Origin of the sequence: Pedobacter faecalis, assembly GCF_030182585.1 — a bacterium.
GTDB lineage: Bacteria > Bacteroidota > Bacteroidia > Sphingobacteriales > Sphingobacteriaceae > Pedobacter > Pedobacter faecalis.
Genome location: NZ_JARXOW010000001.1, coordinates 1,463,729 through 1,483,409 on the forward strand (window position 1 = coordinate 1,463,729; position 19,681 = coordinate 1,483,409).

Consider the following 19,681-nt stretch of genomic DNA (forward strand, 5'->3'; position numbering starts at 1 on the left):
TTAGTTCGGCTTTTTTGTGAAACCCTGCCTGGTCATCTCGCCCCAGGCATTCTTTTTTCTCAGGAGGTCTATATTTCCCATAACGGCTGACCAAACCACGAAGGGATGGAAAATAAATGGTTCAAGGAATGCCGTTAAAACCAGCATAAGGATATCGCGACTGCGTTTATATTGATTGTAGGTCAACACCTCCATAAGAATGGCAAAAACGGAATACAAAAAGCCGAAACTGAATATAAAAAACAACAGGCCCAGGAAGAAAGTCCAATGAATAAGTCCGAGCAGTACGAATATCAGGAATGCCACCATGCCCAGAAATTCAACGATCGGTGCTAAAAACTCGAAAAAAAACCAGTAAGGATAACTGACCATACCTAAAAGGCGGTATTTGGGATTGAAGAACATGACCTTATGCATCTGCAAGGTCTCTATCGTACCGCGGGTCCAACGGTTACGCTGCCTGCCCAAAATCTTAAAGGAGGCAGGCGCTTCTGTCCAGCACAGCGGATCAGGAATAAAACTAACTTTGTAAGGCTCGTTTTGTTCTTCCATGTATCTTCTCATCCGAACAACCAGTTCCATATCTTCACCCACCGTATTATGGTTGTATCCGCCACATTTAATCACAATATCCCGATCGAAAGCACCAAAAGCCCCGGATATTAATAAAAGGCCGTTAAGCCTGCTCCATGCCATCCTTCCTAATAGGAAGGCCCTGATATATTCCAGCGTTTGCACCCTTGGCAGGAATTGCCTCGGCAAATTAACCTTAACAAGTCGACCGTTTTCGACCTCGCAGCTGTTGGCTATGCGGATAACACCACCCGTGGCAATGACGCGCTTCTCTGTCGTTTCCAGAAAAGGCTTGGCTAGTTTAAGCAGGGCATCCTGCTCAAGGATACAGTCCACGTCAATACATACGATATAACTGTTTTGAGCAATATTAATCCCCACATTAAGAGCGTCTGCTTTACCGCCGTTTTGCTTGTCGACCACAATAAGCTTCCTGTAAACAGCCTTATTGCTTTTATAAACACCCCGTACCGGTTTGGTCTGGATCTGCGGATTCACAAAAAAATCTGCCTTGTAAAGGTCGTAAGCACTAATAAGCTTTTCCAGTGAATCGTCTTTGCTGCCATCGTTAATAATAATCACTTCCAGGTTATTAAAGTTAATAGACAGCAGCGACCTCACATTCTCGATGATGTTGGCTCCTTCGTTGTAGGCCGGTGCCAGTATGCTGATGCTTGGCGATTCGTTGGAGCCGGCAAGTACCCGGTAATCGGTAAAACTATTCTTGCGGAGATAATTTCTTACCTCGCCGATGGAATACGCACCAATAAAAAGATAGCCCGACAGGAGCAGCACGGAATAGAGCAAAAGTCCGTAGGTAAAGATATCTAGTAGTATAGTCTGCCAGCTCATTTCATTTCATTTTTTACTTGTGCTACCATCTCATTGATGGGATAGACATTCGTATCTACGTATTGTTCGAGGAGGTCGGTTCCTTCGCCAATAATGAACAGTGTGCGTACAAGTGCAAGTTTTAGGCCGAGGTGAGATGTAGCCAAAAAATTTATCAGGGCAGGTACGTCTTCCCTGTCGCCGATTTTGGCGAGAACCTTTGCAATGACCAGCTGGATATCGACGGGTTGACCGGGAAATATTTCAACAAGTCTATCGGAAGTGTTTTCCGTGTATATGTCGGATAGTGTCAGGACAGCCTGTGCGCGCACTTCGGCCTGGGGATGATCAAGGCATAGCATGATATCGTCGTACAGTTCGAAATGATGATAATTCCGGGCGAGCTTAAGTGCAAAAATGATCACACTGGCATTGTCGGATCGTAGCCAATGATCAACACCCTTAAGCTCTGTGTGCGGCAATTGGGAAAGTTCTTTCAGCAGGCGGATCTGCTGCCATTCGGAAATCTGGTAGGATACGTTGTCTAGAAACCGAAGACCTTCGAAACCAGATAGTTTAAGTACGGCAATCTGAGCTTCGACTCGAACCAGGTCATTTTTATCGTTGGTGAAGCGGGATACAAGATTCAGATGCTCGGTGAGTTCCATGGCGCCGATCTGCTGCAAACCATGCGATTTTTTATGCCATTGCGAGCTCTCCGCCATTTTAAGCGCGAACTTGTCGAGCCCAAGCTGTATGTATAGCCTCTGAAGGTTGCGGAACGATTGCCCCGAAAGGCTTCTTGAGGCTGAAACAATTTTTCTGGTCAGATGATGCCTGAATCGCTGGTTCGCCAACAGCTCATTTAACCTGGTGGTGATCGGTATAATATGATGCTTATCATCTTCATCAAAAAAGATCGCCTTGCGAACCAGAAGGTCGGACATGTGGTTCCATTTACCGTATTTCTGTCGCCGTTTCTTTCTGACAAGCAGATAAACGCTCATAAATACCGTCAATGTAACTGCAGTACCAAGCAGAAATATCAGGGAAACACCAAGATAGATCATTTGGGGACTTGTATGGCCAATCTTCTGATGCGGACGGAGAGCTCATTCGGACTGAATGGCTTGGTGATAAAATCATCTGCACCGAGCTTAAATGCCTCTAAAACGACATCTTCCTGCCCCATAGCAGAGAGGATGATGATAGGTGTGTTGAGCTTTTCTTTAACTGCACCTACGATTTCGAGCCCGGAATTATAAGGCATCATGATATCTGAAATGACAAGATCCGGACTCATGGTGTCAATTTTAGAAAGGGCCTCGCGACCGTCCCTGGCAATGACAACGTCGTGTCCGTCCTTTTTTAAACGGAACTCTAGGGTCTTAAGCATTAATTCATCGTCTTCAGCAATCAAAATTCTCATACGGATATTTAAGGGATGTTTTGTGTTTTGTATATGCTAATATAAATAAACTAAAAGACTATGTAAGTTGTTCTTTTTAAAAAAACATAACCCTATGAAAACGAATGAAACAACACAGCAGGACGTGGACAATGTATTGCTCATGTCGGCACAGCAGAACATCGGTGAACGACCGGAGCGACCGGTTGACGACGCTGACGAGATGAGCGACTATGACTCATCGGAAGATACCGGAAACACGGAGGAAGATCTGGACCTGGACTTAAGCGATGATCCGGATACTGACCTGTATGAAGATGATTTGGACGCATTAAACGGAGAAGACGATGAAGACTAACATATTAAACCTGTCGGTCGCCTTGATTGCTGCCTGTGCAATCGGCGCTTGTTCCGGAGCCCGGGAAACGGCAGTTACCACAACAGGTACTGCACCTTTAACCGGCGCTGAAGCTGTAACGGAAAATCTTAACACGCCGGATAAACCGACAGCCTTAACATCAGCAGGAAGCCAGATCACACTGGATACCCTTGCATTAAACTTTCCGACAGACCAAAACGGACAGATAAGCGCTGCCGATTTTGTTGCACACGCGGCGCTTGCGGGAAAGAAGGAAGTAGAGCTGGGTCGCATTGCCCAGCAAAAGGGACAAAGTGGCGAGGTTAGAAGTTTTGGTGCAATGATGGTGACAGATCATACCAAGGCGAACGCAGAACTGCAGGCCCTGGCTACATCGAAAAACATCAGCAAAATGCAGCCCGACTCTATTCCTGTAGATATGGACATCGCTATGGCATCCAAGCAGCTTAACGCACTAAGCGGCGAGCAGTTTGACCGCGTGTACCTGACGACCATGCTGAATGATCATCGTAAGGCGATTGCCCTGCATGAGCTTGGCGCTAAATCATCAGATGCGCAGGTAAAGGCCTATGCGGAAAAACACTTGCCTTCGCTTCGCAACCATATGGCTGCGGTAGAGAAACTGCAGTAGTGAAAGCTTAGTAAAGCGCTAAAACACTAAAAAGGCGCCTCCTTGCGGAAGGCGCCTTTTTAGTTTAAGAACCTTTTATCTTATTTGATAGAACCTTTTACGGATTTAGCTGAATCAAGGTGCATCTTCAAAATAGGAAGGGTTTTAGAAGCGAAGGCTTTAATATCGGCGTCTTTGGATGTCTTCGACGCATCTTCAAATAAATTAACGTCATCTTTGTGGTCGTCGACCATCATGGCCATGTACTTCGTATCGAATTCTTTGCCTTTGAGAAATTTAATGTCATTGATATGATGCTGCATTTCTTCGGGCATGGTAGAGGGAAGACGGATGCCTTTAAGTTCTGCCAGGGTCGTCAGTTCCTGATTTGCCTTGCTGTGATCTTTGACCATCATGGCACCAAAGGCCTTCACACGTGGATTGTCTGACACTTCCTGGGCAACGGTACCCAGTTCGACTTCCATCTTTCCGCCAGCGGCTGCTTTAAGGGCAAAGGTAACCAGCGGGTTAGATGCCGTATCGGCCGCATTGTGAACGGTTGTGGCCGAATCATAAGAGGAAAGGCTGTCGGTCCGCGTTTCTACGGCTACTGTATTTTTGTTGCTGTTGTTGGTACAGGCGTAGCATAAAGAGCCTATAGCCAGAACAAGTAGAGATTGATTTAATTTTTTCATAGCTGCTTTTTTGTTTTAATAACAAAATGGGCCGGGCTTGGTTTTATTTTACACAGGCATGTCTGACCGACGGGATGAGAAACTTTGCTAAACCGTAAATTTGCGCCCTCAAAAAGATCAGAACTTGCGTACTGCTAAAAGACTTAAGCCGGAAAATCAAGGCATATCAACCGTGCTTGCATTTGCACTTATTCCAATGTCGGGTTTCGCTACCGATGTATATATACCCTCTTTGCCCAGCATGGCGGCTTCACTTAAGGCCAGCGACATACAGGTGCAGCTGACGCTCAGCCTGTTCTTGATAAGCTATGGCGTTTCACAATTGTTTGTAGGCAGTTTGCTCGACAGCTTTGGGCGTTACCGGATCAACCTGGTAAGCCTGGCGGTATTCGCGCTGGCCAGCCTGACGATTGCCAACACCACGAGTATTTATGTGATTTATGCGATGCGCATTGTACATGGCATTACGGTCGGCGCAGTAGTGGTATCTAAACGAGCTTATTTTGTAGACCTGTTTTCGGGCGACAAACTGAAGCATTATCTGAGCATGTTTTCCATTATCTGGGCTACGGCACCAATCATCGCGCCCTTTGCTGGCGGTTATTTGCAGACGTATTTTGGCTGGCAGGCAAACTTCTATTTTCTTACCGTTTTCGCCGTCGTTATTCTTCTGCTCGAACTGATCTTCAGCGGAGAGACGATCAGACAGAAAATGAGTTTTAACCTGAAAACCATTTCCGGAGTGTACGGAAACATGCTGAAAACGCCGAGTTTTACGCTAGGCATCGTGATGCTGGGACTGGCATACAGCATGGTGATGATCTATAACATGACCGGTCCGTTCATTATTGAACACCAGTTGGGCATGACCCCTATTGTTGCGGGTTACAGTTCGCTGATCCTGGGCGCGGCGGTGATGACCGGCGGGATGATCAGTAAATCGACGATAAACCGGCCTTTTAACAAAAAGCTGTTCGTAAACCTTGGCATACAATGCGCCGCCGGACTGCTGATGCTTGGGGTGATGGGTTCTGCGGAAAATCTGTATACGCTGATCATCTTTGCTTTTATTATCCACGCAGCTTCAGGGTACACGTTTAACAGCTTCTTTACCTACTGCCTGAGCCGCTTCCCAAAAAATGCAGGTATAGCCAGCGGGTTAACCGGCGGTATTAACTATGTAGTGGTTTCCTTCCTGAGTTATGGGATCATATACCTTATACCAGCCAGCGGCGGGGTAAACCTGAGCTTGAGTTACCTGCTGCTGATCTTACTTTCGGGCGCTTTAATGGTATTTATAGCCCGGATCTCCAGGACCAACCCGGAATAGCTACATAAAGAGCAGTAGTTTTTCGAAAAGATCTTCTTTGACAAAGGGTTTTGATATGTATTCGTTCATCCCCGCGGCTTTACAGCGATCGCGTTCGTCTGAGAGAACCGAGGCGGTCATGGCTATGACCGGCACATCAAGGTTCAGTTCAGCCCTGATGCGTCTGGTGGTTTCCCGCCCATCTATCTCGGGCATCTGAATATCCATGATCACGGCATCGAAGCGCTGGGTTTTAAGTCGCTCGAGTGCGTCGAAACCGTTGTCACAAAGCGTTGTGGATATTCCGGAATTTTCCAGTGTTTTGACGATCACCTTCTGGTTGATGATATTGTCTTCCACGATAAGTATGCTCTTACCTTTCAGCAGCTCAAATTTATTGGCCTCTGCTATGGTGCGCACGCCTACAGGTGCCGGCTCGAATGGGATTTCCACAACAAAACAACTTCCCTCGTTTAGTTTGCTGCTTACAGATATCCGCCCGTTATAAAGATTGACGAGTTGTTTTACAATGGCCAGACCCAGCCCGGTGCCACCGTATTTGCGACTGATGTCCAGGCTGGTTTGGGCGAAACTCTGAAAAATATAGTCGATCCGGTCTTCCGGTATCCCAATGCCTGTATCGGTAATCCTGAAAATAACCATGACCCGGCTGGAGTCGTGGCTCCTGGCTGTGACGTCGATGGTAACCGATCCTGAAGGTGTGAACTTAATGGCGTTGGAAACGATATTGGAAAGAATCTGGTAAAGCCGCAGCGGATCGCCCAGAACGCCAAGGGGCACTTTATGATCTGCATGGAGCGACAGGTCGAGTTTGCGTTCGGCTGCCTTAAACCGCATGGTAGAGAGCACCTGATTGAGAACTTCTGATATCTTGAAGGAAATGCATTCCAGTTCAAGCCGCCCAGCCTCTATCTTGGCAAAATCGAGAACATCATTGATAAGCACCATGAGATTATTGGATGACTGGCTGATGATTCCGACATATTCAGCCTGTTCTTCGGTCAGCGGTGTCGCCTTGAGCAATTCGGCCATTCCCATCACCCCATTCATGGGCGTACGTATCTCGTGACTGATATTGGCCATAAACTGTTCCTGGGTAAGCCGTGCATGTTCCGCTTCCTCACGTGATTTCCGTAGCCCCTCCTCGTTCAGGATACGCTCTGTAATGTTCCTGCTGATGATTGCAAAAGCGTAGGTCTGACCGGCAGCATCGCGGAGCGGAAACTTACGGGTAAAGAAGTAATTTTTCTCACCATCTATATGGACGACTTCCTCAGTCTCGAAAGGCGAAAGATGGGGGTCGGCCCGCAACGATGGGTTCTCAAAATTAAGGGACCTGCCTGGATGAAGTTCCTTGAACAATTTCCCCGTAATGTAATTTGCTTCGAGGCCTAAAAATTCACAAAAGGACTTGTTGACGTAAAGTATGCGCCCGGATTGGTCGGCTATATGCATGGCCGTGCTGGTGGTGTCGAGCAGCGACTGCATAAACAGTGCGTCGTTGGATAATTTAGCGGCGCTTCGCTTATTTTCTCTTTTACCCGAAACGAAAGCCGCTGTTAACAGCAGAGCAAGCAGGGCCAATACATATCCTGTATTTCTTGAAGTCTCCGCAAGTCTGGAGATGTTATAGTTGGTATTCTGAAGCTGCCCTTTAACGATTTTCCGGTAGTCATACAACAACGTCCAGACCACATCCATTCTCAATTCATGATTAACCACGGCCCTAAGCGCGCTGTCGGTATTTCGCACACCATTTACGTCGGCCGTCATTAAGGCCTCTTCTGTCATATAAGCTTCCTTGATCCTCTGGGAATATTTTTTCAGCACCGAACTTGTCGCTGAAAGACTCCTGAGGCTGTCGAGCGACTGCCGCACAATGAATTGATGGGCGAAAATGGTTGCCCGCATTTCAGGAGAAGGCTCTGAAAGATAAGACCGGTAGTCTTGCTGTACTGAACCCAGATTGTCGTTCGCTTCTTCCGAAAGATTGAGCAGCACCTGGAGCTTGACAGCCGATCTCTGGTTCGAATGAATTGCGGACAGGTTGTACAATTGAAATACAACGACAATTGCTATGAAAAATAAGAGGCAATAAAATATACTCCCCCTGATATTTTTATAATTCATTCCTGATTAAGAATATGATCTCCCCTGATCAATTATCGTCGTAAAATAGATATTAAAACTGACAGTTGCAAAGTAGCAAGGCAGGAATATCCCAGGTATCTGGGCTTCGACTGATTCGGCCTTAATCAAGGCACTATCCGTACTTTCTTCGGAAAAGCACCCCATTTTCCCGAAGAAAGCTTTGATTATGCCCGAAAAATGACCGGACAAGGGTATAACCGTCGCACGTGAAATTACTTTGAAAAATTCAGCGTTGTTATTTGTACCTTACGAGTCAAACTAGAGTATATTTGCAATAATGAGAGCAGAAATTGAAGTTAACCCTACAATGCTTACTTGGGCAATTACCCGGGCTGGACATCGTGTGGATGAATTTCTGGATAACAACCCTACTGTCCACAAATGGTTAAATGGGGTCAAAAGGCCGACTGTAAAGCAACTTGAGGACTTCTCCAAAAGGGTTCATATTCCTTTCGGCTATCTATTTCTAAATGACCCGCCACAAGAAGCAATACCGTTTCCTTTTTTTAGAACTGGCAGCAAGCCTACGGCAAAAGTAAGCCTAAATGTATATGATACCATACTGATCATGCAGCGTAGACAGAATGGCTCACAGACTATTTACTTGACACCGGAGCCAAACCCTTGAAGTTCGTCGCAAGCTTCAATGCCAATGCAGACGTACATTCCATTGTAGCCAATATTCGCAATACATTGAATTTACAGCCAGATTGGGCTAAGAATTTTAAGACTTTTGAAGACAGTTTAAATTTCCTTGTCGGAAAAATTGAGGAGGTAGGAGTAATAGTCAACTTTAATGGTGGACCCTATTGAGTTACTATGTGATCATGTTGCCGCCGAGTTCTTAGTCCCAGAAGATTATTTCTTGGAACTTTGGAAAAACAACCCAAATCCGGCTACCGTGGCCAGGTTTTTCAAGGTAAGCCAAATTGTGATAGCAAGAAGAGCACTCGATCTCGGCTTAATGTCTAAAAAAGACTTCTTTAACTTTTACCATAATTACATTTCAGGCGTCAAATTAAAAAAAGAACAAGCAACAGGGGGCGGCGACTTCTATCTAACTGCCCGCAAAAGAATTAGTGTAAGTTTTGCTAATTACGTAGATAAGGCCGTAAAACAAGAACGCTTACTTTATAGAGATGCTTATAAGATTACCGGGTTGAAGGGAGATACATATCAGAATTTTGTAAGTAACTACCTCTACTAACGTGTCGCCCTTATTTGTTTCAGATGCTAACTTTTTTATACAAGCCCATCGGATGCATTATCCTATTGATGTCGTTCCGGGCTTCTGGAGCAAGGTAATTGAGCTGGCTGAGAAAAAAATAATATGTTCTATCGATAAAGTTCAGGCAGAGTTGTACTCTGGCAACGACCAGTTAAGTAACTGGTGTAGGAGTAATCTGCCTAAAGATTTTTTTGAAGATACTACGAGTATTATTGGGCACTATGCAGCGGTATGTGCTTGGGCAAATGGCATGAGCAATCACTACAATCTCTCGGCGTTAAATGAATTTTTGGATGCTGATGAAGCAGACGCCTGGTTGGTGGCATATGCGCAAGCTAAAAACTTAAAAATCGTTACACATGAAACTAGCGAACCTCAAAGAAAAAGCAAAATTAAAATCCCAGACGCCTGTCAGACTTCTGGCATGTGTGTAAATATCATTGAGATGTTTAGGCTTCTAAAGGAGCGATTCTAGTATCAGTCTAACTCTGGACGCTTAACAAGGCGTGCACGTCTCAAAAAGCAGCATTTTGACATTTTATTTGCATACTTTTTAAAAATCCTTACTTTTGCCCCCACTCTGGTAACGTTTTGTTGCCGTAGCCACACGGGGGATTAGCTCAGCTGGCTAGAGCGCTTGCCTGGCAGGCAAGAGGTCAGCGGTTCGACTCCGCTATTCTCCACTAGATCAAAGCCTTTCAGTTCGACTGAGAGGCTTTTTTTATACGTGCACAAAATCCGTTACCAAAATTTCGACATGAACAGGAAAATAAGCTACCGCTATAACGATATGATGATCGAACTGTTCGACGATCCATCATATCATAGACTCTAAAGTCCTATTTAGAATTTAGTATACTCCCTATAATCGGAAGAAACTCATATCTTGGTCCTATAAAAACGCTCACCGTCCATGACAGCCAAAGACAAGCAAAGAGAACTTATTAAATAAAGGTTGACTTAGCTGTACAAAAAGTCCTTATAATTACAGCGAACACCCACTAATTGCCCGCGAGTATGAAGATATCATTGCTTTTGTTTATCACCTTTTTATCTTCAATAATCGGCGCTTCGGTTCAAGCGCAGCAAAAGGTTTACTATCTAGTTGATACAATCGACGTCAGCCCGAATAACAGGATTGTATCAATTGGTCTCGAAAATGGAGGGTCGCGCCAAAAGCGGTATTATCAGTTTTTCTGTCGATGCATAAAAAAGCACAAATACTTATACCCTATCTTCCAGTATACTATTCCTCGCGGCGAGATTAAATTCTATGACAAGCCACCAGTTGGCAGATATCTGTCCTGGAAGGAACTGGAGAGCGCCTTGCATGACCATCAGGAAAATTTCGATGGTTTTTATCTACTAACCATCGTTGAGAAGCAGCCAAATAGCCAATTCATTCAGAATGAGGTGAGGTTATATATGGAAAAGAGGTTGGGAAATATGCCTCACTGATCAAGTGCTGATGAAGTACCCATTCTATGTTAATACTCACCCAACTGAAACCCAGCTATTATACAGGGGTGGGTAAGACAGAACAAACAGATCGTACCAATAAGCACATAAAGAAAAGTAAAAAGAAACGAGAGCCATAAACGTGATATCTTTATGAAAAGCAATTATGATTGAACTTGAGCCAAACCAAAACAAAAAAGCCCCTTATAAGTGGCTTTTTTGTTTTGGTTATCTGATCTGGCTTTGCATAGTAGCTGATAAATATAGTCTGGCTGATGCCTCATCATACGCAGCCAGCCAGTGAGGTTTCGCAAGGATAGAAGTGCAAACATCATTAACGGATTTTTGTTAATAGAATACAGACCATTATTATTATCTTTCATTCATCACCAATTTACGCATTTCGATGACGACAAAACCTTCTTTTTGGCAGCGCATAGGCATACAGGACTGGTTTCTGACCAATGACGGGACTACACCTGGCAATGCTAAGCCGCTTACGCCGAATATGGTATACAAGTACATTATCGACCGATTTGAGCAGTCGATCTCCGAGCTTTCTTTCTCCGAACGGGTGATCTTTTATCATGAATTTATTATTTGTCTGAACGTGGAGGATTACCGCGAATTTATGGCACACAAGAAAGGGATTCTCGGACTTGTAGCGCATGAAACGGTGAAGAAATTTTATGAGATTTTGAATAAGATGGTTGAAAGCGGGAAACGGGTGGAACCTGCGAGTAACAAGTGGGTGTTTCGCTTCGTGTCGCACCCCGACTACCGCAAGGGGGATATCGGTTTTATCGGCAAGCTGCTGCCCGACAGCAATCAGCAGGAGGAAAACCTGAGGGTAACGTTTATTCCGCGGCAAACGGGTATGGCACAGACGTTTGATATCAATAATGATATCTTGAAGGACTTCATCTATTATAGCGAAGGGTATTATGAAATTCCGTATGTGGATACGCTAAAACATGACGAAAAAAAGGTGACCCAGGCGGTTAGCGCTGTTCTTGCAAGGTTTGAGACGACCATACCTGATAAGGCTTATACAGGCAAGAAGCTGGAATATATCATGAAAGCGGCCGAAATTACCGTGTCGGGCGATGAAGAGATCCGAGAGGAATCGAGCGTTTTCCGGATTCCTTCGGAATGGGTAAATACACCGCATCTCCGCATTCGTTATGCGGCCGATGAAGAGAAGTTCTATCTGGCTTCTTTCGGGGAGAAAACGATAGTAAATGAGTTATTGGTCGAACGGAGCGATGCGGAGGAGCCTAAATGGCATGAGCTGCCGGTAAACTCAAGGATTATATTGAACGGCATAATTGGTATGAATATATTTAAATCTTAGTATGTCGCAGATTTTAGCGCTTGCGCTTTTCTTCATTTGTGTGCTTTTGCTGGTTGCACACTTCAGGAACATTAAAAATTCGCCAAAAAAGAATGGATAAGAGTTACTTTGGACTAACAGACCCGGGCCGGGTTAGGGACAACAATGAGGATACTTTCATTGCGGAGAAAACCAAAAACAATGATGTTGTTATTGCCTGCGTGATCGACGGCGTGGGGGGCTATGCCGGGGGCGAAATCGCTTCGGCTATTGCCAGGAAATCAATCATACAATTTCTGAACCGTCCTAATGCGGATTATCCTGCGCTGATGCGGGATGCCATTATTGCCGCGGATGAGGATATACGCGCTGAAAAAATCAAGAACAACGGTCATGAACAAATGGCCTGTGTGCTTACCCTCGCGGTAGCTGATCTGGACAAAAACCAATTCTGGTATGCCCATGTTGGGGATACGCGGCTGTATTTGCTGCGCGACCGCTCGCTGGTCAAGATCTCCAAAGATCAGTCGTTCGTTGGTTTTATGGAGGACAGTGGGCGGCTGACCGAAGAGGAGGCCATGCGCCACCCGAAGCGCAATGAGATTAACAAGGCGCTGGGTTTCGGGATAAGTATTGCCGCCCAGCAGGATTATATTGAAACGGGTCATTCTCCCTTTTTGCCCGGTGATGTGTTGCTGGTGTGCAGTGACGGACTGAGTGATATGGTGAACCGGCAGCAGATGACGGACATTTTGAACAGTCCGGCTTCGCTGCAGCAAAAGGCGGAGGCCCTGGTTAAGGCAGCAAACCTGAACGGTGGTCTGGATAATATCACAGTAGTGCTTGTGAAGAATGATAAGCAGTCGGCCCAACACGAACCAGCCATGCCGGCGAGCAAAAACCGGAAGCAGCGTGTCGCCCCTACGCCGCTTGCGGATAAGGTCGAAAATTCTGACCCCCGGACGGCGCAGTGGGAAGGCGACAGGCTTTCTGCCACGCAGGGTGCCAGGCAAGAGACCGTACGCAGCAATACTGGCTGGATTACGCTGCTCTCTATTCTCTGCGTTGCTATGGCGGGCGTGATCGCTTTCTTGCTTTGGCAGAACAATCGCGCAGAACTTCGCAGTATGCAGCAGCGTAAACTAAGTGTCATAAAGCCACCGAGGAATGCACAGGAGAAAAAGTTGCAGGACACGATCAATAAGCTGAACCAGAATGTGCTGATCTTGACGGATTCTCTGTTTAAATCGCCGATACAGATCACAGAGCCCTTACAGATTGATCGCGATACACTGTACCTGATTGCAGAAAAGAATATTAGGTTGGTGGCAGATTCTACATTTAAAGGCATTCCGATCAATGTGAGGCCGGCCAATAAGCACCTGCGTCTGGAGAACTTCACCTTTCAGAACTTTTCGACTGCGATTACCTCGGGCAGCAATGCGCTTGAATTCAGGAAGGTGCGGTTTATTAACACGCCCAACGCTGTGCAAAGCGTATTCCGCTTTCCATCCGGCAGCTCCGTTAGCGGATCTGTTCCTGCCAGCACATTCACAACCGATTCCTTACCTGAAAAGATGAATTAACTATGCGCTTTCTGTTTTTGATCATATCTATTGTTTTAGGCGCACTGTTTTTTACGTTATATAACCACCTTCAGGATGGTTTTGACGAGGTGCCCTCGCGTTTAAGGAACGGCACCATGATAAACCTGAACGACAAGCAACCGGGAAAACGAATGCGCCAGTTGCTCGAGAAGGGTTATTATTTTGAGGACCCGCGCGATATGGCGCTGGTGGAGCGTGTGGTAGCAACGGCTAGTAAACCGGCCGGACTGGTACTCGACAATGTGGGTGAGATTAATAAAAGCCGGTATTTCGTAGATGCCGATATGGCTTTTGCAGAGGGTGGTAAAAGTTTTAAGCGCCGGGTACTCGACTCGAGGGCGCTACTGGGCTATACGGGCGAAGATTCGCTGCGTTTTACGCAGGAGCGTACAAATCCGCCTAAGCTTCCTGCTGTTGCGGATATGAAGAAGGGGGCATACAGCATTACCGGGAAGATTGTGGACTCGCTGGACCGACCGGTGGCGGGTGTATTGGTTAAGCTGCACATGGTGTTGCCTCAGGACAGCACCTACGCTGAAGATGAAGTGGGTATAAAGACGCTGGGCCTGACTGCTTATGTACGTACAGATGGGAATGGCAGCTATGCCTTTATGCACCTGCCTGATGGTAAGGCTTACCAGGTTTTGCCTCTGCAGCCGGGCTCGCAGTTTGGCCGTTCCCAGGGTGTGCAAGTGCTCGACAGTGATGTGTCTTTTGTTTTCCGGCAAAGTCCGCATAGCATACGCTTGTTTTCGGTAAGGGATTTTAAAATTCTGAAAAAAGAACGCTCACTCATTGTACGGACGGCGGAAGAGTTTAATCAGTGGTTCCTCATTATTGCCGGATCCTTCTTCTTTGGTTTCTTCCTGCTCAAGGCTATCCTGGCATGGAAGTTTCCCCAGGCAGATCAGTTGCTCCTTCCGGTAATTATGCTCATGACGGGCTTATCGTTCATCTCTCTTCTCAGTTTGCAGGACCCATTGCGCGACCGCTTTCTGGCCAGAGATACACTGACGTTTTTTGGTATAGGTATAGGCGGCATTATTGTCATGCTGATGGTTAAGTTCAGGCGACTTACGGTGGACTCTGGCTTTTACCGGATGTTTATTCTTGGCCGGAGCAGCGGGAAGGCCAGCGGATGGCAATGGGCCATTGCCTCGCTCGTTCTTCTTGGCTTAACAGTCGCTTTCGGCAGCGGTCCGGAAGGTAGCGGGGTTAAGGTAAACCTGTTTGGCGTTCAACCCAGCGAACTGGTAAAATATGGCATTATTTTATTCCTTGCCGGCTTTTTCGCCAGCAATGAAAAGTTCATCACAGAATACAGCAGCTGGCACAAGCGCTGGTACTTCTTCTCTTTCGCGCTGGTGGCGATGGTGCTCGCCATTCTCCTGTATCTCACCCTGGGTGATTTGGGTCCGGCGATGGTGGTATGTTTTACATTTATTATTTTATTCTCCTTTTCAAGGGGCGATTTTGCGATGATGATGGTAGCCATCATCACCTATACTTTGTCGGTTTGGTTCCTGAACATCTGGCTGGGCAGTCTGCTTACAGCTGTGTTACTGACGCTTGCGATGATTTTCTATGAAAAGCGCACCAGTGAATCGGCCATCATGATTATTATGGTTATGGCTGGTTTCCTGCTTATCGATCAGATTCCGTATTTGGATAAACTGATACCGGGGCCGGTGAACCGCCTGAATGAGAGAAAGTCGATCTGGCAGGATCCATGGAATAACGAGGTGTATGGGGGCGACCAGGTGGCGAACGGTATTTGGGCTATGGCTGGCGGGGGCATCAGCGGACAGGGTGTTGGCGAGGGCTTCGCTAAGAATATACCTGAGGCGCATACGGACATGATCCTTCCGGCTATAGGTGAAGAGTTTGGTTGGGCAGGTGTGGTTAGTATTTTCATTTTGTTCCTTATTTTTCTGAACCGGGCTGTAGTGATTGGTCGGCAGACGGGTACGCCCTTCCTCTTCTATTTATGTTCGGGCATTGGCATCAGTATGTTTGTACAGTTCCTCTTGATTGCAGGGGGTTCTACAGGAGCCCTGCCTTTGTCGGGCGTTGCCCTACCCTTTATCAGTTACGGCGGCTCCTCGCTGGTGGCGAACATGCTGGCAACGGGTGCGTTGCTTTCCATCTCTGTGATCAGGGGAACCCCGGTGCAGATGGAGTTTATTACCCGGCAGCAGGACCGCAACCTCGTGCCTGCTTTGTTGTCGGCCAGTATTGCGATACTGCTGCTGACTTTCACGGTTTCGCGTTATATTATTGATAATAAAAGATGGGTGGTGCAACCGGCTCTGGTGGCCGACCGCAGCGGGCTTCGCATGTTTAGCTACAATCCGCGCATCTCTATCTTAATGAATAAATTGGAGGCGGGGCAGTTGTACGATCGTAAAGGGCGCATACTGGCTACAAGCAATCCTGATTTTGTGCGCAAGCAGCGTAAAACTTTGCAGGCAGCCGGCGTAAACTACAATCTGGACTCGGCAGAACATAAACGGGTAGACCGCTACTACCCTTTTGAAGAGCAGACGTTCTTCTGGACCGGCGACATGAATACCGGTGTGTTTACCGGCAGTACGAACGGCTATTTTGCCGAGTACGAACACGCTGCGGAACTCCGGGGTTTCCGGACACCAACGGCTTCGTTTAGCACTAAGGCTAGCAAATACCGCGAAAACCGCTTCCTGCCTCGGGGTGTTAAAGAGATGACGGTGAGTAAGCGCGACTACGCGGCCCTGGCCCCGCTCCTGCTGGCGGGCATTAACAGTGCCGATGTGGATGCCTTCAAAAAACGTAACCGCGATGTGAAACTGACGATTGATGCCAGGTTGCAGGCCACGATACAGCAGTCGATAGCCAAAGATGATTCGCTGCAGAACAACAGGGTATCGGTGGTGATTATGGAAGACAATACCGGCGATGTGCTTACCTCGGCGGTGTATCCGCTGCCACCGGTGAAGGACTGGGAGCTTCTGACCATGAGCGCTGCAGAACAGAACCGCTTGTCGGGATGGTATACCAACAGCGACCTTGGTTTTACTTACGCTACGCAGCCGGGGTCGACCGCCAAACTGGTGACCACCATGGCGGCGTTTAACAAGTTGGGTTTGGCGGCGGCCGAGCGAAAATTTCCGGTGGCTGCGCATGAAAGGATCCGGACTAAAGGCTTGGAACCTGATGAGACTGGCTTGATCAGTCTTGAACGGGCCTTGGTAAAGTCGAACAACGTGTACTATATCAAACTGGCCAACGAGGAGCACCTGGAGGAGGATATGGCCCGCCTTTATCTGAAAACAGGAATGTTCCTGCATGGGGTTGGCGGTTATTATTATGAAAAGGGTGCGCAAAACGCCGAGCAGGAGAAGGAATGGTTTTCACTGTGGAGGGAGACGGAGTTTAACACCAAACCGCGTTATGATCCGGCAAGGATACGCCGGACCCGGGCGAAGGGGATTTCGGGCATGGCATGGGGACAGGGTGAACTGATTGCTACCCCCGCGGCCGTGGCGCGCGTGGCGATGGGCGTTGCCAACAAGGGCACGCTGGTACCGAATCGTTATGTGCTGAAGGTAAGTGATTCTGCAACTTCAGTGAAACCGGGTATAAAACTTGCTGAAAACCCTAGGTATGCTGAACTAATGAAAGATTATATGCTGAAGCAGAGTGCGGGTAAAGTGTGGACGCTGAAAATGAATGTTGCCGGAAAAACGGGTACACCGGAACGGATATGGAAGCAGGAGCAGATTAACGATGGCTGGTACGTTTTCTTTGTGCCAAAGAAAGATGGTCAGGGACATGTGGTGACCTGCATTCGTATTGAATCGACCAAAGGTTCCAGCAAAGCGGTGTTGCTTGCTGGCCAGCATGTGATCCCTGCCCTGCTTAAGCTGGGATATATCAAGGATTTTAAAGAGGAATTGGAAAAAGGTAAGAAAAAGCAAACAGCAAATAAGATTAAAGCCGATGAGTATGTTCAATCTTTTTAATAAGAACACCCCGGATAAACCGAGGGATATAAAAGCGATCAGGGAAGCCATGCTGTTTTTCATAAAACAGGAGATGCAGAAAATGGAGGGCGGCGAAGGACGGTCGATAAAAGGCTTGCAGCTGTGCATCGCCTGTTTGCCGGAAGAGCGTTACCTATACGACGCTGCGGTTTTCTCAGCGGAAGAGAATCGCTTTAAACAGGAGCTGCAGCGGCTGGCGGATGATTTTGCTATTGACCTGCCCGAACGTTGGACGCTGGATATTGCCTTTCTGGATGAATTGCCAGAAGGCGCTGTGAAAATGGATCAGTTGGATGTGGCACTCTGCATAAAAATGCCGGAGATCACCATTACACAAAAGTCGGACACCGCTTTTCTGCGCGTTCTGAACGGCGAAGCGGAACAACAAGAATATACCATAAGTGCTGCCGACGGACGTATTAACATCGGCAGGGAACGGATGGCGCAGGATCAGGATGGCTTTGTGCGTGAAAACCACATTGCCTTTCCGGACGGCAGCAGCAACCAGGCCAATAAGTATGTGAGCCGACAGCACGCACATATCATCTGGAATGAGGAGAGCGCTGCCTTCATGCTGTTTGCCGACGACGGAGGCGTGCCGCCGAGGAACAAGGTAAAGGTAAAATCGCCCTCGGAGCATAACCCGGTGAAACTGACCTTTACTGAACTGGGACATGCGCTGCAGGAGGGTGATCAGATTATTCTGGGCGAGTCGGCCGTGCTGGAATTTAGTTATAGCTCACACCAATCTGCAACAGTCTGATGGCGAAAGTATTTACGATAACGGAAGGGCTCGAGAACATGGGAGCGCTGCGTACAGGCGGCCAGGGTTCTGTGTATAAAGGTAAACGAACGGGTGCCATTATTACCGCCGTAAAATTGTTGCCTACGCCCATCCATTCTGAGGATCACGAGGACAAACATTTCCGGGATTTCAAGAATGAGGTGGAAAAGCTTAAGAAGGTTAACGAAAACCCAAGTCCGAATGTCGTGAAAATCCTGAGCTCGGGCCTCACCGAGAGCGGTGCCCTCCCTTTTATAGAGATGGAGTATATCGAGGGCCCCGAGTTGGAGGAATTACTTAAACCGCCGCATCAGCCGGTGTTCAGCATCAGGGAAAGCTTGAAGCTTGCCCAGCAGTTGGCCGCTGCGCTGGCGCATTGTCACCGTGTGGGCGTGAAGCACGGTGATATAAAGAGCAATAACGTGAAGTTTAACGCGAGCACAGGCAACTATGTACTGCTGGATTTTGGTCTGGCCGTGATGTCGGACGAGCAGCGCAGAACGAGTTTGCGGAACGCTGGGGCCGTGGAGTTTATGGCTCCTGAACAGCATGAAGGCGAAATGCTCTTTCAAAGCGATGTTTACAGCTATGGTATTATCCTATATGAATTGCTGGCTGGTACTGTACCCTTCCCACTCATTAACAGTCACGATACCTCGCGCAACATGGTGATGCTTGCGCATATAGAAAAAGAAATACCGGATCTGCTGGCTTTGAGAGAGGCGCGCTTGCCTGAAAGCTGGTCGGACGACAAGCGAAGTCACGAAATGCGGGTTCCACCCTGGTTGCTGCAGGTCATTTACAAATGCCTGGAAAAGCGCCCGGAGAACCGGTTTGCCAACGGCACGGAACTTTATGAGACTATCTGCGGCTATATGGAAGCTGCTGATCGGAATGAAGATGCGGCCATCATGCTTGACGCTTACAAGGAGCAGAATGAAAAGCTTTTGGCTACGGTGAAACGGTATGAAAGGTTGAACAAAGCGAAGTGGTGGATAGCTGCGGCGGCCGTAATACTTCTCGTGTTAAGCTTTTTGGGAGTGGCGGCATTGTTCGACGATCGGGCTGACTTGCCCCAAAATGGAGTTCTGCCTGACACCAGCACCCAGGCACAGCAATTGGCTGATACTGCAGCCGCGCCTAAAAGCGATACAGTGCGGAATACGGTTGTACAGCCGCCACCTGTGAATAAAAAGCCTAAGGATCCGAAGAAAAATAGGCGGACAAAAGATGGATTAGTTGATGATGTACCTTATTTTTAGAAAATAATAT

17 protein-coding genes and 1 tRNA gene are annotated in these 19,681 nt (G+C 47.3%); 12 read left to right on the plus strand and 6 right to left on the minus strand.

Features of this window, described 5'->3' with window-relative positions; all coding sequences use genetic code 11:
• The 3 genes from QEP07_RS06485 to QEP07_RS06495 are packed head-to-tail and all read right to left on the minus strand — an operon-like array spanning position 1 to position 2,833.
• Positions 1 to 1,425, minus strand: a complete 1,425-nt coding sequence (locus QEP07_RS06485) for a glycosyltransferase family 2 protein (protein ID WP_285009143.1) — start codon at positions 1,423 to 1,425, stop codon at positions 1 to 3.
• A complete protein-coding gene (locus QEP07_RS06490; protein ID WP_285009144.1) occupies positions 1,422 to 2,474 on the minus strand; it encodes a HEAT repeat domain-containing protein in 1,053 nt (350 codons plus the stop codon). The genes QEP07_RS06485 and QEP07_RS06490 overlap by 4 nt, the downstream gene beginning before the upstream one ends.
• The gene (locus QEP07_RS06495) at positions 2,471 to 2,833 is read right to left on the minus strand and encodes a response regulator transcription factor (protein ID WP_256004307.1); all 363 of its coding nucleotides are present in this window, start codon (positions 2,831 to 2,833) and stop codon (positions 2,471 to 2,473) included. Before QEP07_RS06495 ends, QEP07_RS06490 begins: the two co-directional genes overlap by 4 nt.
• A gap of 94 nt (positions 2,834 to 2,927) precedes the next feature.
• On the opposite strand from QEP07_RS06495, the gene QEP07_RS06500 reads away from it, so the two are divergent.
• Both QEP07_RS06500 and QEP07_RS06505 read left to right on the plus strand, forming a co-directional pair.
• Entirely contained in the window at positions 2,928 to 3,170 is a 243-nt protein-coding gene (locus tag QEP07_RS06500) for a hypothetical protein (protein WP_256004306.1), read from the plus strand.
• Entirely contained in the window at positions 3,160 to 3,822 is a 663-nt protein-coding gene (locus tag QEP07_RS06505) for a DUF4142 domain-containing protein (RefSeq protein ID WP_285009145.1), read from the plus strand. The genes QEP07_RS06500 and QEP07_RS06505 overlap by 11 nt, the downstream gene beginning before the upstream one ends.
• Before the next feature lie 80 nt (positions 3,823 to 3,902).
• Here the strand turns inward: QEP07_RS06505 and QEP07_RS06510 are convergent, their stop codons facing one another.
• Positions 3,903 to 4,496, minus strand: coding sequence for a DUF4142 domain-containing protein (locus QEP07_RS06510; RefSeq protein WP_285009146.1), 594 nt, complete (start codon positions 4,494 to 4,496; stop codon positions 3,903 to 3,905).
• 124 nt (positions 4,497 to 4,620) lie between these two features.
• On the opposite strand from QEP07_RS06510, the gene QEP07_RS06515 reads away from it, so the two are divergent.
• Positions 4,621 to 5,826, plus strand: a complete 1,206-nt coding sequence (locus QEP07_RS06515) for an MFS transporter (RefSeq protein ID WP_285009147.1) — start codon at positions 4,621 to 4,623, stop codon at positions 5,824 to 5,826.
• On the opposite strand, the gene QEP07_RS06520 is transcribed toward QEP07_RS06515, so the two are convergent.
• Positions 5,827 to 7,956, minus strand: coding sequence for a hybrid sensor histidine kinase/response regulator (locus QEP07_RS06520; protein WP_285009148.1), 2,130 nt, complete (start codon positions 7,954 to 7,956; stop codon positions 5,827 to 5,829). It lies immediately after the preceding gene.
• 298 nt (positions 7,957 to 8,254) lie between these two features.
• Between QEP07_RS06520 and QEP07_RS06525 the strand changes: the two genes are divergently transcribed.
• The 4 genes from QEP07_RS06525 (at position 8,255) to QEP07_RS06540 (ending at position 9,888) form a co-directional block, all read left to right on the plus strand.
• Positions 8,255 to 8,605: a hypothetical protein gene (locus QEP07_RS06525; protein WP_285009149.1), complete on the plus strand. Its 351-nt coding sequence runs from the start codon at positions 8,255 to 8,257 to the stop codon at positions 8,603 to 8,605.
• Positions 8,606 to 8,773: 168 nt separating this feature from the next.
• Positions 8,774 to 9,184: an ImmA/IrrE family metallo-endopeptidase gene (locus QEP07_RS06530; RefSeq protein ID WP_285009150.1), complete on the plus strand. Its 411-nt coding sequence runs from the start codon at positions 8,774 to 8,776 to the stop codon at positions 9,182 to 9,184.
• A gap of 1 nt (position 9,185) precedes the next feature.
• Positions 9,186 to 9,680, plus strand: coding sequence for a DUF4411 family protein (locus tag QEP07_RS06535; protein ID WP_285009151.1), 495 nt, complete (start codon positions 9,186 to 9,188; stop codon positions 9,678 to 9,680).
• A gap of 134 nt (positions 9,681 to 9,814) precedes the next feature.
• Positions 9,815 to 9,888: transfer RNA gene (locus QEP07_RS06540), tRNA-Ala, on the plus strand.
• 939 nt (positions 9,889 to 10,827) lie between these two features.
• On the opposite strand, the gene QEP07_RS06545 is transcribed toward QEP07_RS06540, so the two are convergent.
• A complete protein-coding gene (locus QEP07_RS06545) occupies positions 10,828 to 11,046 on the minus strand; it encodes a hypothetical protein (RefSeq protein ID WP_285009152.1) in 219 nt (72 codons plus the stop codon).
• Positions 11,047 to 11,069: 23 nt separating this feature from the next.
• Between QEP07_RS06545 and QEP07_RS06550 the strand changes: the two genes are divergently transcribed.
• The 5 genes from QEP07_RS06550 to QEP07_RS06570 all read left to right on the plus strand — a co-directional run bounded on the left by QEP07_RS06550 (position 11,070) and on the right by QEP07_RS06570 (position 19,671).
• Positions 11,070 to 12,017 (plus strand): hypothetical protein, encoded by a 948-nt coding sequence (locus QEP07_RS06550; protein ID WP_285009153.1) that lies wholly within the window; start codon positions 11,070 to 11,072, stop codon positions 12,015 to 12,017.
• Between the two features lie 92 nt (positions 12,018 to 12,109).
• A complete protein-coding gene (locus tag QEP07_RS06555) occupies positions 12,110 to 13,582 on the plus strand; it encodes a PP2C family protein-serine/threonine phosphatase (protein WP_285009154.1) in 1,473 nt (490 codons plus the stop codon).
• Between the two features lie 2 nt (positions 13,583 to 13,584).
• The gene (locus QEP07_RS06560; RefSeq protein ID WP_285009155.1) at positions 13,585 to 17,604 is read left to right on the plus strand and encodes an FtsW/RodA/SpoVE family cell cycle protein; all 4,020 of its coding nucleotides are present in this window, start codon (positions 13,585 to 13,587) and stop codon (positions 17,602 to 17,604) included.
• The gene (locus tag QEP07_RS06565; RefSeq protein WP_285009156.1) at positions 17,588 to 18,388 is read left to right on the plus strand and encodes an FHA domain-containing protein; all 801 of its coding nucleotides are present in this window, start codon (positions 17,588 to 17,590) and stop codon (positions 18,386 to 18,388) included. Before QEP07_RS06560 ends, QEP07_RS06565 begins: the two co-directional genes overlap by 17 nt.
• Positions 18,388 to 19,671: a serine/threonine protein kinase gene (locus tag QEP07_RS06570; protein ID WP_285009157.1), complete on the plus strand. Its 1,284-nt coding sequence runs from the start codon at positions 18,388 to 18,390 to the stop codon at positions 19,669 to 19,671. The genes QEP07_RS06565 and QEP07_RS06570 overlap by 1 nt, the downstream gene beginning before the upstream one ends.
• The last annotated feature ends 10 nt before the right edge of the window (positions 19,672 to 19,681 follow it).